This is a genomic window from Pseudomonas sp. 1 (assembly GCF_056626735.1).
The window spans coordinates 18,133-33,650 of record NZ_JBWXMQ010000010.1; the positions used below are offsets into that span (position 1 = coordinate 18,133).

The window sequence follows — 15,518 nt, forward strand, 5'->3', positions numbered from 1 at the left end:
ACCCAATGCAAGATCCAGAGCGCTCGGCGGCGTCAAAGCGTGGCACGAACGTACCTTAATGTCGCATCCGTATAACTTCTGACGCATTTGACCGTTTGCGGCCGGTTTTTACGGTGCAAACGAAGCCCCAAAACGGTGCGCCGGTCACGTTGTGCGCGCCGGATTGGGGCCGGGTGTTACTTATTTATACCCACCCCGTAAAAGGGGGTTAGACCGAACGGGCTGATCTTGAAGTCGGTGACTTCCTTGCGCAGTGGCTGGAACACCGTGGAATTGGCGATCGGCGTGATCGGCACCTGCTGTTTGAGGATCAGTTGCGCCTGTTGATACAGTTTTACCCGTTGCGATTTATCGGTGGACACCTTGGCCTGCTGCACCAGCTTGTCGTAGGCCGGATCGCACCACTTGGCGTAGTTGCTGCCTTTCACCGCGGCGCAGCTGTAAAGCACGCCCAGCCAGTTGTCCGGGTCGCCGTTGTCACCGGTCCAGCCGTAGATCATCGCGTCGTGTTCGCCATTCTTGGCGCGCTTGATGTACTCGCCCCATTCATAGCTGACGATGTTGGCCTTGATCCCGATCTTCTCCCAGTCCTGCTGGATCATCTGCGCCGACATCCGCGCATTCGGATTGGAGGCGCGCTGCACGGTCATGGCCCAGAGGTTGATGGTTGTACCCGGTGCAACCCCGGCTTCCTTGAGTAGCGCCCTGGCTTTTACCGGGTCGTGCGGCGCGTCTTTTATGTTCGGATCGAACGACCATTGCGCTGGCGGCAAGGCGTTTTGCACCAGCTGCCCGGCACTCTGATAAACCGCTTTGATGATCGCGGGTTTGTCGATGGCCATGTCCAGCGCCTGGCGCACTTTGAGCTGATCCAGCGGTGGATGAGTGGTGTTGTAGGCGAGAAAGCCGAGGTTGAATCCGGCCTGCTTCAATACGCGCAAGTTCGGGTCTTTTTCCATCACTTCAATGTCGGCCGGGCGCGGGTAGCCGCTGACCTGGCATTCGCCGGTCTTGAGCTTTTGCAGGCGTACGGCGGCGTCCGGGGTGATCGAGAACACCAGGTTATCGAGCTTCACGTCCTCGGGTTTCCAGTAGTCCTTGTTCGCCACGTAGCGGATCTGCGCGTCCTTCTGGTAGCGCTTGAACACGAACGGGCCGGTGCCGACCGGTTTCTGGTTGAGGTCGGTGGCGTGGCCTTCCTTCAGCAGCTGCGCGGCGTATTCGGCCGATTGCACCGAGGCAAAGCTCATGGCGAGGTTTTGCACGAACGCGGCGTCAACGTTGTTCAGATTGAAGCGCACGGTGTTTTCGTCGAGCTTTTCCACGGATTTGATTGTGCTGTTCAGGCCCATGTCGGTGAAGTACGGGGATTCGGCAGGGTAGGCCTTGCGGAAGGCGTTTTCCGGGTCGAGCAGGCGCTGGAAGGTGAACAGCACGTCATCGGCGTTGAAGGTGCGGGTCGGGGTGAAGTAGTCGGTGGTGTGGAATTTTACGTTTTGGCGCAGGTGGAAGGTGTATTGGAGGCCGTCCGGGCTTACGTCCCAGCTTGTGGCCAGGCCCGGTTCGATGTCGGTGCTGCCGCGTTTGAATTGGGTGAGGCGGTTGAAGACGGTTTCGGCGGAGGCGTCGAAGTCGGTGCCGCTGGTGTATTGGCTGGGGTCGAAGCCTGCGGGGCTGGCTTCGGAGCAGTAGACGAGGGTTGTTGCTGCGTTGGCGATGGGGGTTATGGCGGTCAGGGCCAGGGTGATCAGGAGTGGTTTTAGGGTGGTTCTTTGCATGTCTGGCCCGTGGGTCTGGAGGTGGTTGTTCCTTGAGGTTAGCGGGGATTTGAGGGGGATCGGAAATATCGTTTTTTGAGGGGATGCGTCTATCTCGGTATATCTGGGCTTGTGTACATATCCGTTGCTGCGGTAACGGCTTCTTAGGGTTCCGCCCTTACGGCGGGTCACTTTTTACAAACGCCTAAAAAGTAACCAAAAACGCTTGCTCCTGCGTTCGGCCCCTCGCTAAGGCTCGGGGTTCCTTCGCTCCGGGATTTATCCGGGGGGCATCGCCTACGGTTTGCTTCGCTGCACCTCCTCTCGATGTGTTTGGCTTCGCCAAACGGTCGCTGCGCTCCCACCCCCGGATAAATCCCTCCACTCAGCCTTCCGACGTCGCCCGTGGATCAAGATCAAAAGCTGCAGCCGAGCTAACGCTCATCCTGTTGAGTGGTGGTGGGGCAACAGCTAGAGCGGTTTGTGTGCTTTTCGGATTTTGAATTCACCTTCGATATCTCACGTCGGCGTATTTCATTTAAACGACGCGGTCAGTCCCCTCTCCCTCCGGGAGAGGGCTAGGGTGAGGGCAGCTTTTGATCGTTCCCACTCGCGTGGGAATGCAGCCCGGGACGCTCCGCGTTCCATTTTCGAATGTTTAAAGATGTGTGGGATTCACCGAACCTTCCCACAATGTTTTCAGGTTGTCCGTCGGAAGCACGCTCTCTAGTCTTCGGTTGTCGCAGAAAACTCTGTGATTGGGTGTGAGAACCCAGGCAAGCGAGTGTTATTCAAACGTCAGTCCGACCATAATTGCCGCCAGCATTCCTGCTGCCTGTAATTGATTTATGGCGGCTGTGTGCGGGCAGACTTCGGTCTGGCCGGAATCTCCTTGCCCGGTTTCTCACCCCGCACATAGCTGCCACCTCTTCGCCGCGTGAGAACGGCATTTGGTGGCTTCAAGTCAGCAAGGAGTTAATCAATGAACAAGGTTGTCCCCGATCCACCCTTCGAAACACCCACCCCCCTCGAAGAAGCCATGCGCGCCGAAGACCTCGCCCGCAACCGCGAAGCCATCAAACGCGCCCTCGACTATTACCTGTGCCCCAACCCTTCCAAACCGCGCCCGAGCACGATGTATATGGTCACGCCCAACGTCGACACCGAAAGCCTGTTGGTCAATGCCTGCGAATCCCTGGCCTCGGCCAGTACGATCGCGAGCAATTTCGCCAATGAACTCAGCGGTTCGCAGCGCAGTACGGCGCTCGGCATCCAGCAGATCATCATGCTGGCCGAGCTTGCGGTGAACCGGGCGCTGGATCGGGTTGATCCGCGAGCCTGACGACCGAGTCATCGTTCATTGCGGGCAAGCCCGCTCCCACAGGGTCGTGCGCGATTTCAATAAATCCACAGAACGGGAGGGAGCTGGCTTGCCAGCGATGACGGCAGAGCTGACAACACAAATCCCGGGCACAAAAAAACCGGCGATCATTTTCTGATCGCCGGTTTTTCATTCAGCCGTCACTCAATCACTGCATCAACACTTCAATCGAGCCATCGGCCGTCAGGCTGACCTGGCTGGTGCCGGCTTCGACTTCAGGTGTGACAGGCGCTGCGTCCATGCCGGCGGCTTTCATCATCATCGGGGCGCGCATGTACGGTTGCGGGAAGCCGTTGCTGTTGAGGTTCAGGTTGACGATTTTGTAGCCCTTGCCGCCCAGGGCGTCGGTGGCCAGTTGGGCGCGGGCCTTGAAGGCGGTGACGGCTTCTTTCAGCAGTTTGTCTTCGCTGGCCTTGCGGGTCGGGTCGGCGATGGCGAAGTCCATGCCACCCATTTTCAGGTCGGTCAGCAACTCGCCGGTGAGTTTGGACAGGGCGGCGAAGTCGGCGCTTTCAAGGCGCAGTTCGGCGCGTTCGCGCCAGCCGGTGATTTTCTGGCCTTTGGTGTCGTAGATCGGGTAGCTGTTGCGGCTGCCCTGGCGCAGGGTGATGTCTTTGACTTGCTTGGCCTGGGCGAGGGCCTTGTTCATGGTAGTGCTGACGTCGGCGGCGAGTTTGGCCGGGTCGGTGTTCTGTTCTTCGGTGTAGAGAGTCACGATCATCAGGTCGCGGGCCACTTCCTGGCTGACTTCGGCGCGCAGGGAAATCTGGTTGTAGTGCAGCTCATCGGCGGCCAGGGCCGGAAGGCTGGCGATGCTGCCGACGGTCAGGGCGAGAAGGGCGGCGCTGCGGCGAAATGTGTGCATGAAAGCTCCTTGATGAGGGGCGCAGGTGATGGTTCGGGGGCCTGCGTCAAACCATCAGACTCTAGCTTTTATGATCCGGTTCGCCCAGTTACAACTTCTATACAGATGGCCGGCAGCCGCTGCGCAGCCAATCGCGAGCAAGCTCGCTCCCACATTTGGGACGCGTTCCCCTGTGGGAGCGAGCTTGCTCGCGAAGGGGCCCTTATAGCCGCAGAAAATCTTTGCGCCATGTGGTCGTTTGCCGCACTTTCGCCTCTCAAGCGCGCGCCTTGGTTATACTCCGTGCGATCCGCCTGGAGCGCTCATCAGGAGAGCTCATGCTCGCCCCCGTACAACTGACTTCCGCCACTCGCCAGAACCTCTGGCGGCTGACTTTCATCCGCACCCTGGTGCTCGCCGCGCAGGCCGGTTCCGTGGGCCTGGCCTACTGGCTGGAATTGTTGCCGTTGCCGTGGGTGCAACTGGTGATGACCCTCGGCTGTTCGATTCTGCTGTGTGTGTTCACCGCTGTACGCCTGCGCACTTCGTGGCCGGTTACCGAGCTCGAATACGCGCTGCAACTGGCCTGCGATCTGGTTATCCACAGTGCCTTGCTGTATTTCTCCGGTGGTTCGACCAACCCGTTCGTTTCGTACTATCTGGTGCCGCTGACCATCGCTGCGGTGACGTTGCCGTGGCGTTATTCGGTGGTGCTCTCGGGCATTGCGCTGGCCTTGTACACCTTGATGCTGACGCATTTCTATCCGCTGGAAACCCTGCCGGTGGCGCGGGAGAACCTGCAGATCTACGGCATGTGGCTGAGCTTCGCGCTGGCGGCAGCGGTCATTACCTTCTTCGCCGCGCGCATGGCCGAAGAGCTTCGCCGGCAGGAAGAGTTGCGTGCGATCCGTCGCGAAGAAGGCCTGCGCGATCAGCAATTGCTGGCCGTTGCGACGCAGGCTGCCGGTGCCGCTCATGAACTGGGCACACCGCTGGCGACCATGAGCGTCTTGCTCAACGAAATGCAGCAGGATCATCACGACCCGATGCTTCAGGAAGACCTGAAAGTGCTGAAGGATCAGGTGAAACTCTGCAAGGAGACCCTGCAACAACTGGTGCGCGCCGCCGAAGCCAATCGCCGGATGGCGGTGGAGATGCAGGACGTTACCGATTGGCTCGACGAGGCGCTCAACCGCTGGCACCTGATGCGTCCGGAAGCCAGTTATCGCTTCCAGCGCCTGGGCCAGGGCCCGTTGCCGCGTGTGGCACCGCCGCCGGATCTGACCCAGGCCTTGTTGAATCTGCTGAACAACGCCGCCGATGCCTGCCCGGAAAACCTTCAGGTGACCCTGGACTGGACCGCCGAAGACCTGACCATCAGCATCCGCGATCATGGCGCTGGTGTGCCGCTGGCCATCGCCGAGCAGATCGGCAAACCGTTTTTTACCACCAAGGGCAAAGGTTTCGGCCTGGGCCTGTTTTTGAGCAAGGCCAGCGTGACACGCGCCGGCGGCTCAGTGAAACTCTATAGTCATGAGGAAGGCGGCACGCTCACCGAGCTGCGCCTGCCCCACGGCGCCCGAGGAGAGCAACATGAGTGACGAAATCCAAGTCGAAGGCGAAGAACTGCCGCATTTGCTGCTGGTCGATGACGATGCGACCTTCACCCGGGTGATGGCCCGTGCCATGGCCCGCCGTGGTTTCCGCGTCAGCACCGCCGGTTCCGCCGAGGAAGGCCTGACCATCGCCCAGGCCGATCTGCCGGACTACGCCGCGCTGGACCTGAAAATGGACGGCGATTCCGGTCTGGTCCTGCTGCCGAAGCTGCTGGAACTGGACCCGGAAATGCGCGTGGTGATCCTCACCGGTTATTCGAGCATTGCCACCGCCGTCGAAGCGATCAAGCGCGGCGCCTGCAATTACCTGTGCAAACCGGCCGACGCCGACGACGTGCTGGCAGCGCTGCTGTCCGAACACGCCGATCTCGACAGCCTGGTGCCGGAAAACCCGATGTCGGTGGATCGCCTGCAGTGGGAACACATCCAGCGCGTGCTGACCGAGCACGAAGGCAACATCTCTGCCACTGCCCGCGCCCTGGGCATGCACCGCCGCACCCTGCAGCGCAAACTGCAGAAGCGCCCGGTTCGTCGCTGAACCTGCGCTGAACGACCATCGCCAGCCCTCGCGATAAAACGCACCGATCATCTATGATCGGTGCGTGTCTGTTCTTTTCTTTATCGAGCCTTTTCCATGAATCAGAACGCTGAATATTCCGCGGTCAACGATGCTGTGCGCGGGCAGTTTTTTCGCAAGGTGTGGGCCATGACCACGCCTTATTGGCGCAGCGAAGAGAAGGGCAAGGCCTGGACGTTGCTGATCGCCGTCATCGCCCTGTCGCTGTTCAGCGTGGGCATCTCGGTGTGGCTCAACAGTTGGTACAAGGATTTTTACAACGCCCTGCAAAAGAAGGATGAGGCGGCGTTCTGGCAATTGATCCTGTACTTCTGCGGGATTGCGACCGTGGCCATTCTCGGTGCGGTGTACCGCCAGTATCTGACGCAAATGCTCACCATCCGCTGGCGGGCGTGGCTCACCGAAAACCATTTCAAGCGTTGGCTGGGGCACAAGAACTACTACCAACTGGAGCAGGGCGGTTATACCGATAACCCTGACCAACGGATTTCCGAAGACCTCAACACGTTCACCAGCACGACTTTGAGTCTCGCCCTGGGCTTGATCCGCACAATCGTCAGCCTGGTGTCGTTCTCGATCATTCTGTGGGGCGTGTCCGGCAGCATCGAAGTTTTCGGCATCGAAATTCCGGGCTACATGTTCTGGTGTGCGCTGCTGTACGCGGCGGTCGGCAGCTGGCTGACACACTTGATCGGTCGACGCCTGATCGGCCTGAACAACCAGCAACAACGGTTCGAAGCCGACCTGCGTTTCTCCATGGTGCGGGTGCGCGAAAACGCCGAGAGCATCGCGCTGTACAACGGCGAGCCCAACGAAAACCGTCGCCTGAGCAGCCGCTTCGGTCTGGTCTGGCACAACTTCTGGGACATCATGCGAGTGTCCAAGCGCCTGACGTTCTTCACCTCGGGTTATGGCCAGATCGCAATCATCTTTCCCTTCATCGTTGCGGCCCCCCGTTACCTGTCCGGCAAGATCGAACTGGGTGAGTTGATGCAGATCAACTCGGCGTTTGGCAACGTGCAGGAGAACTTCAGCTGGTTCATCGATGCCTATGCGTCGCTGGCAGCCTGGAAAGCCACCTCCGATCGTCTGTTGAGTTTCCGGCAGGCCATGACCGATAACGAAGAGCGTTCGCCGGCCATCGATGTGCAGAATCAGGGCGATGAGCTGAAGGTTCATAACCTGGGCCTGGATCTGGCCGACGGTCGTCACCTGCTGACCAGCGCTGACATGACGGTGGAAGCGGGCGACCGCGTGATGCTCAGCGGCCGTTCCGGCAGCGGCAAGTCGACACTGCTGCGGGCAATGGGGCATCTGTGGCCGGCGGGGCACGGCAGTATTCGCTTGCCGGCGTCGCGTCATCTGTTTCTGCCGCAAAAACCGTATCTGCCGATCGGCACCCTGCGCGACGCCTTGAGTTATCCACAACCGGGCGAAACCTACGCGCCAGAGCGTTACGCACAAGTGCTGGAGACTTGCCGCTTGCCGCATCTGGTGGCGCGACTGGACGAGGCCAACCACTGGCAGCGCATGCTCTCGCCGGGCGAACAGCAACGTCTGGCCTTCGCCCGCGCGCTGCTCTATGCACCGCAATGGCTGTACATGGACGAAGCGACGTCGGCGATGGACGAAGAAGACGAAGCCACGTTGTATCAGGCGCTGATCGATCAGTTGCCGGGTCTGAGCATCGTCAGCGTCGGCCATCGCAGCAGCCTCAAGCGCTTCCATCCACGGCATGTGCGGATCGATGGCGGGCATCTGGTCGAGCAGACCGTGACCGCCTGATTTATCCGCACCTCTCTCGTGGGAGCTGGCCTGTCAGCTCCCACAGGATTTGCGTGGAAACGGAAAGTGATCGTACAACTCGCTTGAGCTATGATGCCCACAAGCCGAAATTTCGAGACAAGATGCAGACCATGGAAAACCTGATCGACACCCCGCGCCTCCCTCGCAAGCGCCGCAGCCTGGCTCAAGAACTGGTGACGGTGCTGACCGAGCAAATCCGCGACGGTCTGCTCAAGCGTGGCGACAAGTTGCCCACCGAGTCGGCGATCATGGAAGCCCATGGTGTCAGCCGCACTGTAGTGCGCGAGGCGATCTCCCGGCTACAGGCCGCAGGTCAGGTGGAAACCCGTCATGGCATCGGTACTTTCGTGCTCGACACCCCGAGCCCCAGCGGTTTCCGGATCGACCCGGCTACCGTGGTCACTCTGCGTGATGTGCTGGCGATTCTCGAATTGCGCATCAGCCTGGAAGTCGAATCCGCCGGCCTCGCCGCGCAGCGTCGCAGCACCGAACAACTGGCCGCAATGCGCGCCGCTCTCGATGCGCTGAACGAAAGCGTGGCCCATGCCAGCGATGCGGTGGCCTCGGACTTTCAATTCCACCTGCAAATCGCGCTGTCCACCGGCAACCGCTACTTCACCGACATCATGACCCACCTGGGCACCAGCATCATTCCGCGCACTCGGTTGAACTCGGCGCGCCTGGCCCATGACGATCAGCAGCACTACATGAATCGCCTGAGCCGCGAGCACGAGGAAATCTACGACGCCATCGCCCGTCAGGATTCCGATGCGGCACGCGCGGCCATGCGCCTGCACCTGACCAACAGCCGCGAACGGCTGCGTCAGGCGCACGAAGAAGCGCAGGCGCAGGGCTGAACTCTGGAAGTGCGGGAAAACGTCATACGGTGTCGACTATAGATAGCGGTAATACCTTTGATGGTTGCGTGGTTCCGTCTATCGTTGCGATGTAGCTGATTTCTGCGGACCCATTTTTGAATTGATAGTTGAAAAGGCTTCTTGAATCCAGAGAGACCTGTTCCTTTCCGGCTGCCGAGGTCGTAAATCTAGTGCCCCATGGTATAGGGGGGCTAAAGCGGTCGGGCTTGACTGCAATTGTTATGTCGATCTGTTGGTTTGCTGCTTTCCCCTCATAAAAGAAATCGAGTAGAAAAACGCCATCCAGTTTTTTGGTGTCCAGCACTCCATTTGGCGCCTGAGGTGCTTCCGCTGGGGCAAGTAGATTTAATGGGGATAATTGTAGTGTCTGCATGAGAAACTCTCCTTGGGTCGGGGTGAGTGCAATCTTTTTGTACCCCGCCAGTTGAGCTTCTTTGTGTGCCGGTGTGCCACTGTCAGAAATAACAGTGGCGACAAGCGGTCGCAATTGATCCCCCGCGCGTGATCAGGCCTCGATATATAGTCTCAACGGCTCCGAACACGGCTCCAGACTGGCCTCATCAGCAAACTTGTAGCGCAGCTCAACGGTACTGTTCAGGTACTTTTCCAGCTCGAACTTCGGGATGCTCAGTTCGATCCCGGTCAGGCCGACCATGTCATCGAGTGCTTCATCCCAGACGCCGGTCGGTTCCGACAGGCCCAGCCATTCAGGCTCTTCAGGATCAGCGCCGAGAATCGGGTACACATCCCAGTTCGGCGGTGTGTTCTGCCCGTCGGGCACACGGACGATCAAATCGTCATCCAGAGTCGACAGCCGCAGGATGATCGAATCGCTGGCGTGGTCGGGGAATTGCGGAAGGTGTGCAGCGGCAAACGTCATGCTTCGTTCTCCTTGAAAGATCTGCCGCGATCCTTCGCGGCAGTCGTCGCACTTTACCCGGCGAATCGGTGAGGCGCGCCGGGGCAATCTTGTCCGGGCATTTCAGCTCTGGGGCAGAATCGAACGATCGACCCTGACCGCCAGCTTGCCCGGGCCGGGCCTGACGTCGAACGTCGCCAGGCCCTGAGCATCCACCGACGTGCGGGCGATGGCCATGCCGTCACGCAGCAATTGCAGCGGCGCACCTTTCAACGATTGGCCCGAGGCCAGTTCCACTTTCAATTTGATCGTCATCGAATCACTCCTTAATTCGTGTTGCCGGTTGGTTGGTAGTCCTTGAGCAGCAGGTAAGTGCTCCAGCCCCACCAGTCGTCGACGGTGGCGGTGTCGTTGAGGTTGTTGACGTCCTTGCGCCGCAGGACTTTGTTGCCCTGAAGGCGGAACAGTGGCGAGAAGTTGTTGGCCGGATCCAGCACGGCTGTCAGATCCGGCAACCGTTGCAGCGCGTTGAAGGTGGTCGGCACGCTGCCGCTTGAGTACGCGGCATACACCTCGTCCGCCGAATCCTGCACTGCCTGATTCACCTGCTTTCGGTTGTCGGCATCGGTGGCGTCGAAGTAGCGCTTGTCACCAAACGCACGCCATTGTTCGCCATGTCCGTTGCGTACCTTGAGGCCGAACTTGCTGTCTTCATCGTGCATGAAGCGAGTGATGAGCGAACCCAGGTCGCTCGGCGTCACTGCTGCGGCCATGGCCTTGCGCGGCACCCGCAGATGCCCGGCGGAGAACAGGTCGGTGAGGTAGTGATCGGCGAACGCGTTCATCGCGTAGGCCCGTTCCAGTTGCAGTTCGTCCCGACTGGCGTGGGCGGCAGCGGCGACTTGCAGGGCGGCGGTATGCCCGGCGATGTAGGCCTGACGTGCCCATTCGCCGAAGTGGTCGGCGTTGTTCGCTGCCAGTTTCAGATAGCGCCCGAGCGGGAAGAGGGCCGAGACAAAGCTGCCGCCACCGGTGATCTTGTTCCACTCTTCCGACAACGTATCTCCCAAGGCGTCATAGGCCTCATGGGGTTGCTTGCCGTCCTTGATCGCCTGGTTAACCGCGTCGATCTCTTTTTGCATGATCGCGAGAATCTGTACCGCTTCGGCCTTTGAAGCCGGCAGCGCGGCGAGGGTGTCGAAGGCTGCCGTGAAGCGTTGCAAGCGATCCGCCGGTGTCGCGCCTTCATTGATCGGACGCTCGACGACGCCGTAGAAATCTCCTCCCAGCGCCAGCACCTGGCCGTAGGTCAGTGCCGATCCATTTGGCAGATGCAAGGGCACGTTTTGCGCAAGAAGCGGCTCGGCATTTTCACCGAAACGCAGCCGTGTGTTATCGCCGATAGCTTTGTGTTCCGCGCCCTCGAAGCGTAACTGCGGTTTGCCTTTCAAGGCTTGAGCGGGCAGGGCGGTCGCAGGTTCGACATCGCTGTGCGAGTCGGCGATATGCAGCAACAGATGCGGATTTTCGGTACTGAAAGCGATGCCGTCGCAGGTGAAAAGATCATCGAACCGGGCGATGACCGGCGTGGGTTTTTCCAGGCATTTTGTTTGTAGACCGGACATTTCTTTCTCCTTGATATGTCATCGGTGAGTTTTTATTTAACTGTATGCATATACAGTCAAATCCACTCTAGACGAGAAATTTCCTACGTCAAAAAGAAATCCTGTCCGACAAAAATGCCTGCCAGCGATGAAATGCAGTTGACGGTTATCTTTTAAGTTGTACGATGACCTACAACTTCGGCGAAGGCTGAACGGTCCACTCACAAAAAACGTTGCTACCAGGGTGTTCGAATAATGAATCCACAAGAACTGAAGTCCATCCTCTCCGCCGGCCTGCTGTCGTTCCCGGTGACCGATTTCAATGCTCAGGGCGATTTCAACCGCGCTGGCTACATCAAACGCCTGGAATGGCTGGCCCCGTACGGTGCTTCAGCCCTGTTCGCCGCCGGTGGCACCGGTGAATTTTTCTCCCTCGCTGCCAGCGAATACTCGGAAATCATCAAGACTGCCGTCGACACCTGCGCCAGCAGCGTGCCGATCCTCGCCGGTGTCGGCGGCTCGACCCGCCAGGCCATCGAATACGCTCAGGAAGCCGAGCGTCTGGGCGCCAAAGGTCTGTTGCTGCTGCCGCACTACCTGACCGAAGCCAGCCAGGACGGCGTTGCCGCCCACGTTGAAGCCGTGTGCAAATCGGTCAACATCGGCGTGGTTGTGTACAACCGCAACGTCTGCCGCCTGACCGCGCCGCTGCTGGAACGTCTGGCCGAACGTTGCCCGAATCTGATCGGTTACAAGGATGGTCTGGGCGATATCGAACTGATGGTGTCGATCCGTCGCCGTCTCGGCGATCGCTTCAGTTACCTGGGTGGTCTGCCGACCGCCGAAGTCTACGCTGCGGCCTACAAGGCCCTGGGCGTGCCGGTTTATTCCTCGGCGGTGTTCAACTTCATTCCGAAAACCGCGATGGAGTTCTACCACGCCATCGCCCGCGAAGATCACGCCACCGTCGGCAAGATCATCGACGACTTCTTCCTGCCATACCTGGACATCCGCAACCGCAAGGCCGGCTACGCCGTGAGCATCGTCAAGGCAGGCGCCAAGATCGCCGGCTATGACGCAGGCCCGGTGCGGGCGCCGCTGACCGACCTGACCCGCGAAGAGTACGAAATGCTCGCCGCGCTGATCGACAAGCAAGGTGCGCAGTAACCCAACCCTATAAACAAGGCCGCTGAGCGATCAGCGGCCTTTTGCGTCAGGAGAATGATTCGTGACCAAGCGCTATGACAACTACATCAACGGTGAATGGGTCGCCGGCAACGATTACTCGGTCAACATCAACCCGTCCGAGCTGAGCGACACTATCGGCGATTACGCCAAGGCTGACCTTGCTCAGGTCAACGCCGCCATCGACGCCGCGCGCGCCGCGTTCCCGGCGTGGTCGACTTCGGGGATTCAGGCCCGTCATGACTCGCTGGACAAAGTCGGCACCGAAATTCTCGCCCGTCGTGAAGAACTCGGCACCCTGCTGGCCCGGGAAGAGGGCAAGACCCTGCCGGAAGCTATCGGTGAAGTGACCCGCGCCGGCAACATCTTCAAGTTCTTCGCGGGTGAATGCCTGCGTCTTTCCGGCGACTACGTGCCGTCGGTGCGTCCGGGCGTCAACGTTGAAGTGACCCGCGAAGCCCTCGGCGTGGTCGGCCTGATCACCCCGTGGAACTTCCCGATTGCCATCCCGTCGTGGAAAATCGCCCCGGCCCTGGCCTACGGCAACTGCGTAGTGTTGAAACCGGCGGATCTGGTGCCGGGTTGCGCCTGGGCACTGGCCGAAATCATCTCCCGCGCAGGCTTCCCGGCCGGTGTGTTCAACCTGGTGATGGGCAGCGGTCGCGTGGTGGGGGAAGCGCTGGTCAACAGCCCGAAGGTCGACGGTATCAGCTTCACCGGCTCTGTCGGTGTGGGCCGTCAGATCGCGGTCAACTGCGTGTCGCGCCAGGCCAAGGTTCAGCTGGAGATGGGCGGCAAGAACCCGCAGATCATTCTCGACGACGCCGACCTCAAGCAAGCGGTCGAGCTGTCGGTGCAGAGCGCTTTCTACTCCACCGGCCAGCGTTGCACGGCATCGAGCCGACTGATCGTCACCGCCGGGATTCACGACAAGTTCGTCGATGCCATGGCCGAGCGCATGAAGTCGATCAAGGTCGGTCACGCGCTGAAGGCCGGCACCGACATCGGCCCGGTGGTCTCGCAGGCACAGCTTGAGCAGGACCTGAAATACATCGACATCGGCCAGTCCGAAGGTGCGCGCGTGGTCAGCGGCGGTGGTCTTGTGACTTGCGACACCGAGGGCTACTTCCTCGCGCCGACTCTGTTTGCCGACAGCGAAGCGTCGATGCGCATCAGCCGCGAAGAGATCTTCGGTCCGGTGGCCAATATCGTCCGCGTGGCCGATTACGAGGCGGCACTGGCCATGGCCAACGACACTGAATTCGGCCTGTCGGCGGGTATCGCCACCACGTCGCTGAAGTACGCCAACCACTTCAAGCGTCATTCCCAGGCCGGGATGGTGATGGTCAACCTGCCGACCGCCGGTGTCGATTACCACGTTCCGTTCGGTGGCCGTAAGGGTTCATCCTATGGCTCACGTGAGCAAGGCCGCTATGCGCAGGAGTTCTACACGGTCGTGAAGACCAGCTACATCGGTTCCTGATAGACGCACTATCTGTGGGAGCTGGCTTGCCAGCGAAAGCATCACCTCGGTGTGACAGACATTCCGGGGCGCCTGCATCGCGGGCAAGCCCCGCTCCCACAACGCAAGACCAAAGAAGATTCACCCGCGCATAAAAATAATCAGTGGGAGTACATCTACATGCAATCGTCCAAGCCGACTCACGTCCGCTATTTGATCCTGCTCATGCTGTTTCTGGTGACCACGATCAACTACGCCGACCGCGCCACCATCGCGATCGCCGGCTCCAGTCTGCAAAAAGACCTCGGCATCGACGCGGTCACCCTCGGCTACATCTTCTCTGCATTCGGTTGGGCCTACGTGGCCGGGCAAATTCCCGGCGGCTGGCTGCTCGATCGCTTCGGCTCGAAAAAAGTCTATGCCCTGAGCATCTTCACCTGGTCGCTGTTCACCGTGCTGCAAGGCTTCGTCGGTGAGTTCGGCATGTCCACGGCCGTTGTGGCGCTGTTCATGTTGCGCTTCCTCGTGGGGCTGGCCGAGGCGCCTTCGTTCCCCGGCAACGCGCGCATTGTGGCGGCCTGGTTCCCGACCGCGGAACGCGGCACCGCTTCGGCAATCTTCAACTCGGCGCAGTACTTTGCGACGGTGTTGTTCGCGCCGCTGATGGGCTGGATCGTGTTCACCTTCGGCTGGGAGCATGTGTTCATCGTCATGGGCCTGCTCGGCATCGTGTTCTCGCTGGTCTGGCTCAAGATTATCCATAGCCCGCGCCAGCACCCGATGGCCAACGAAGCGGAAGTGAAGTTCATCGCCGACAACGGCGGCATGGTCGACATGGACCAGAAGCAAGGCAAAAAGGCTGACGGCCCGAAATGGGATTACATCCGCCAGTTGCTGACCAATCGCATGATGCTTGGCGTTTACCTGGGCCAGTACTGCATCAACGGCATTACCTATTTCTTCCTGACCTGGTTCCCGGTGTACCTGGTGCAAGAGCGCGGCATGACCATCCTCAAGGCCGGTTTCATTGCCTCGTTGCCGGCGATCTGCGGTTTTATCGGCGGTGTTCTCGGCGGGGTGATTTCCGATTACCTGCTGCGCAAGGGCCACTCGCTGACCTTCGCCCGCAAGGCGCCGATCATTGCCGGTCTGCTGGTGTCGAGCAGCATCGTGGCCTGCAACTATGTCGACGTTGAATGGATGGTAGTCGGCTTCATGGCCCTCGCGTTCTTCGGCAAAGGCGTCGGCGCGCTGGGCTGGGCGGTGGTGTCCGACACCTCGCCGAAACAGATCGCCGGTCTGAGCGGTGGCCTGTTCAACACCTTTGGCAACATCGCGTCGATCACCACCCCGATCGTCATCGGCTACATCATCAGCTCCACCGGTTCGTTCAAGTGGGCGCTGGTGTTTGTCGGCGCCAACGCGCTGGTGGCGGTGTTCAGCTATCTGGTGATCGTCGGCCCGATCAAGCGTGTGGTACTCAAAGAGCCGCCAACCAGTGGCGGTTCCGAAATCACCGGTAAATTGTCTCAAGCGCATTCCTGAGGAG

14 protein-coding genes are annotated in these 15,518 nt (G+C 59.8%); 8 read left to right on the forward strand and 6 right to left on the reverse strand.

All coding sequences use genetic code 11. The features are described 5' to 3' along the window. Positions 1–176: 176 nt before the first annotated feature. Positions 177–1,778, reverse strand: coding sequence for an ABC transporter substrate-binding protein (locus AC1MDC_RS16280; protein ID WP_480393342.1), 1,602 nt, complete (start codon positions 1,776–1,778; stop codon positions 177–179). Positions 1,779–2,739: 961 nt separating this feature from the next. Here AC1MDC_RS16280 and AC1MDC_RS16285 point away from each other — a divergent pair. Then, positions 2,740–3,099, forward strand: coding sequence for a DUF6124 family protein (locus tag AC1MDC_RS16285; RefSeq protein ID WP_085702457.1), 360 nt, complete (start codon positions 2,740–2,742; stop codon positions 3,097–3,099). Positions 3,100–3,286: 187 nt separating this feature from the next. On the opposite strand, the gene AC1MDC_RS16290 is transcribed toward AC1MDC_RS16285, so the two are convergent. Continuing rightward, positions 3,287–4,003 (reverse strand): SIMPL domain-containing protein, encoded by a 717-nt coding sequence (locus tag AC1MDC_RS16290; RefSeq protein ID WP_085608062.1) that lies wholly within the window; start codon positions 4,001–4,003, stop codon positions 3,287–3,289. A 317-nt stretch (positions 4,004–4,320) separates the two neighbouring features. On the opposite strand from AC1MDC_RS16290, the gene AC1MDC_RS16295 reads away from it, so the two are divergent. From AC1MDC_RS16295 to AC1MDC_RS16310, 4 genes are all read left to right on the forward strand, one after another. Next, entirely contained in the window at positions 4,321–5,583 is a 1,263-nt protein-coding gene (locus AC1MDC_RS16295) for an ATP-binding protein (protein WP_085698432.1), read from the forward strand. Continuing rightward, positions 5,576–6,136, forward strand: coding sequence for a response regulator transcription factor (locus AC1MDC_RS16300; RefSeq protein ID WP_003221630.1), 561 nt, complete (start codon positions 5,576–5,578; stop codon positions 6,134–6,136). Before AC1MDC_RS16295 ends, AC1MDC_RS16300 begins: the two co-directional genes overlap by 8 nt. A gap of 96 nt (positions 6,137–6,232) precedes the next feature. Next, the gene (locus AC1MDC_RS16305) at positions 6,233–7,960 is read left to right on the forward strand and encodes an ABC transporter ATP-binding protein/permease (protein WP_085702459.1); all 1,728 of its coding nucleotides are present in this window, start codon (positions 6,233–6,235) and stop codon (positions 7,958–7,960) included. A gap of 131 nt (positions 7,961–8,091) precedes the next feature. Next, positions 8,092–8,838, forward strand: a complete 747-nt coding sequence (locus AC1MDC_RS16310) for a FadR/GntR family transcriptional regulator (protein WP_176247715.1) — start codon at positions 8,092–8,094, stop codon at positions 8,836–8,838. A 22-nt stretch (positions 8,839–8,860) separates the two neighbouring features. Here AC1MDC_RS16310 and AC1MDC_RS16315 read toward each other — a convergent pair whose 3' ends face one another. From AC1MDC_RS16315 to AC1MDC_RS16330, 4 genes are all read right to left on the reverse strand, one after another. Further along, positions 8,861–9,232, reverse strand: coding sequence for a hypothetical protein (locus AC1MDC_RS16315; protein WP_085698434.1), 372 nt, complete (start codon positions 9,230–9,232; stop codon positions 8,861–8,863). A gap of 132 nt (positions 9,233–9,364) precedes the next feature. Further along, positions 9,365–9,739, reverse strand: coding sequence for a hypothetical protein (locus AC1MDC_RS16320; RefSeq protein ID WP_085698435.1), 375 nt, complete (start codon positions 9,737–9,739; stop codon positions 9,365–9,367). 102 nt (positions 9,740–9,841) lie between these two features. Next, on the reverse strand, positions 9,842–10,033 hold the full coding sequence (locus AC1MDC_RS16325) for a hypothetical protein (RefSeq protein ID WP_227234450.1): 192 nt from the start codon (positions 10,031–10,033) through the stop codon (positions 9,842–9,844). 11 nt (positions 10,034–10,044) lie between these two features. Next, positions 10,045–11,343, reverse strand: coding sequence for a phospholipase (locus AC1MDC_RS16330; protein WP_480393343.1), 1,299 nt, complete (start codon positions 11,341–11,343; stop codon positions 10,045–10,047). 234 nt (positions 11,344–11,577) lie between these two features. Between AC1MDC_RS16330 and kdgD the strand changes: the two genes are divergently transcribed. From kdgD to AC1MDC_RS16345, 3 genes are all read left to right on the forward strand, one after another. Then, positions 11,578–12,489: a 5-dehydro-4-deoxyglucarate dehydratase gene (gene kdgD / locus AC1MDC_RS16335; protein WP_085698438.1), complete on the forward strand. Its 912-nt coding sequence runs from the start codon at positions 11,578–11,580 to the stop codon at positions 12,487–12,489. A 61-nt stretch (positions 12,490–12,550) separates the two neighbouring features. Next, complete coding sequence (locus tag AC1MDC_RS16340) at positions 12,551–13,990, forward strand: aldehyde dehydrogenase family protein (RefSeq protein ID WP_085698439.1); 1,440 nt, start codon at positions 12,551–12,553, stop codon at positions 13,988–13,990. Between the two features lie 159 nt (positions 13,991–14,149). After that, positions 14,150–15,514 (forward strand): MFS transporter, encoded by a 1,365-nt coding sequence (locus AC1MDC_RS16345; RefSeq protein WP_085698440.1) that lies wholly within the window; start codon positions 14,150–14,152, stop codon positions 15,512–15,514. The last annotated feature ends 4 nt before the right edge of the window (positions 15,515–15,518 follow it).

Bases quoted from the DNA above. Each gene is read 5' to 3' on its own strand.
- AC1MDC_RS16285 (WP_085702457.1), top strand. From the start codon at position 2,740: ATGAACAAGGTTGTCCCCGATCCACCCTTCGAAACACCCACCCCCCTC.
- AC1MDC_RS16310 (WP_176247715.1), top strand. From the start codon at position 8,092: ATGGAAAACCTGATCGACACCCCGCGCCTCCCTCGCAAGCGCCGCAGC.
- AC1MDC_RS16295 (WP_085698432.1), top strand. From the start codon at position 4,321: ATGCTCGCCCCCGTACAACTGACTTCCGCCACTCGCCAGAACCTCTGG.
- AC1MDC_RS16330 (WP_480393343.1), bottom strand. From the start codon at position 11,343: ATGTCCGGTCTACAAACAAAATGCCTGGAAAAACCCACGCCGGTCATC.
- AC1MDC_RS16305 (WP_085702459.1), top strand. From the start codon at position 6,233: ATGAATCAGAACGCTGAATATTCCGCGGTCAACGATGCTGTGCGCGGG.
- AC1MDC_RS16290 (WP_085608062.1), bottom strand. From the start codon at position 4,003: ATGCACACATTTCGCCGCAGCGCCGCCCTTCTCGCCCTGACCGTCGGC.
- AC1MDC_RS16315 (WP_085698434.1), bottom strand. From the start codon at position 9,232: ATGCAGACACTACAATTATCCCCATTAAATCTACTTGCCCCAGCGGAA.
- kdgD (WP_085698438.1), top strand. From the start codon at position 11,578: ATGAATCCACAAGAACTGAAGTCCATCCTCTCCGCCGGCCTGCTGTCG.
- AC1MDC_RS16280 (WP_480393342.1), bottom strand. From the start codon at position 1,778: ATGCAAAGAACCACCCTAAAACCACTCCTGATCACCCTGGCCCTGACC.
- AC1MDC_RS16320 (WP_085698435.1), bottom strand. From the start codon at position 9,739: ATGACGTTTGCCGCTGCACACCTTCCGCAATTCCCCGACCACGCCAGC.
- AC1MDC_RS16300 (WP_003221630.1), top strand. From the start codon at position 5,576: ATGAGTGACGAAATCCAAGTCGAAGGCGAAGAACTGCCGCATTTGCTG.
- AC1MDC_RS16345 (WP_085698440.1), top strand. From the start codon at position 14,150: ATGCAATCGTCCAAGCCGACTCACGTCCGCTATTTGATCCTGCTCATG.
- AC1MDC_RS16325 (WP_227234450.1), bottom strand. From the start codon at position 10,033: ATGACGATCAAATTGAAAGTGGAACTGGCCTCGGGCCAATCGTTGAAA.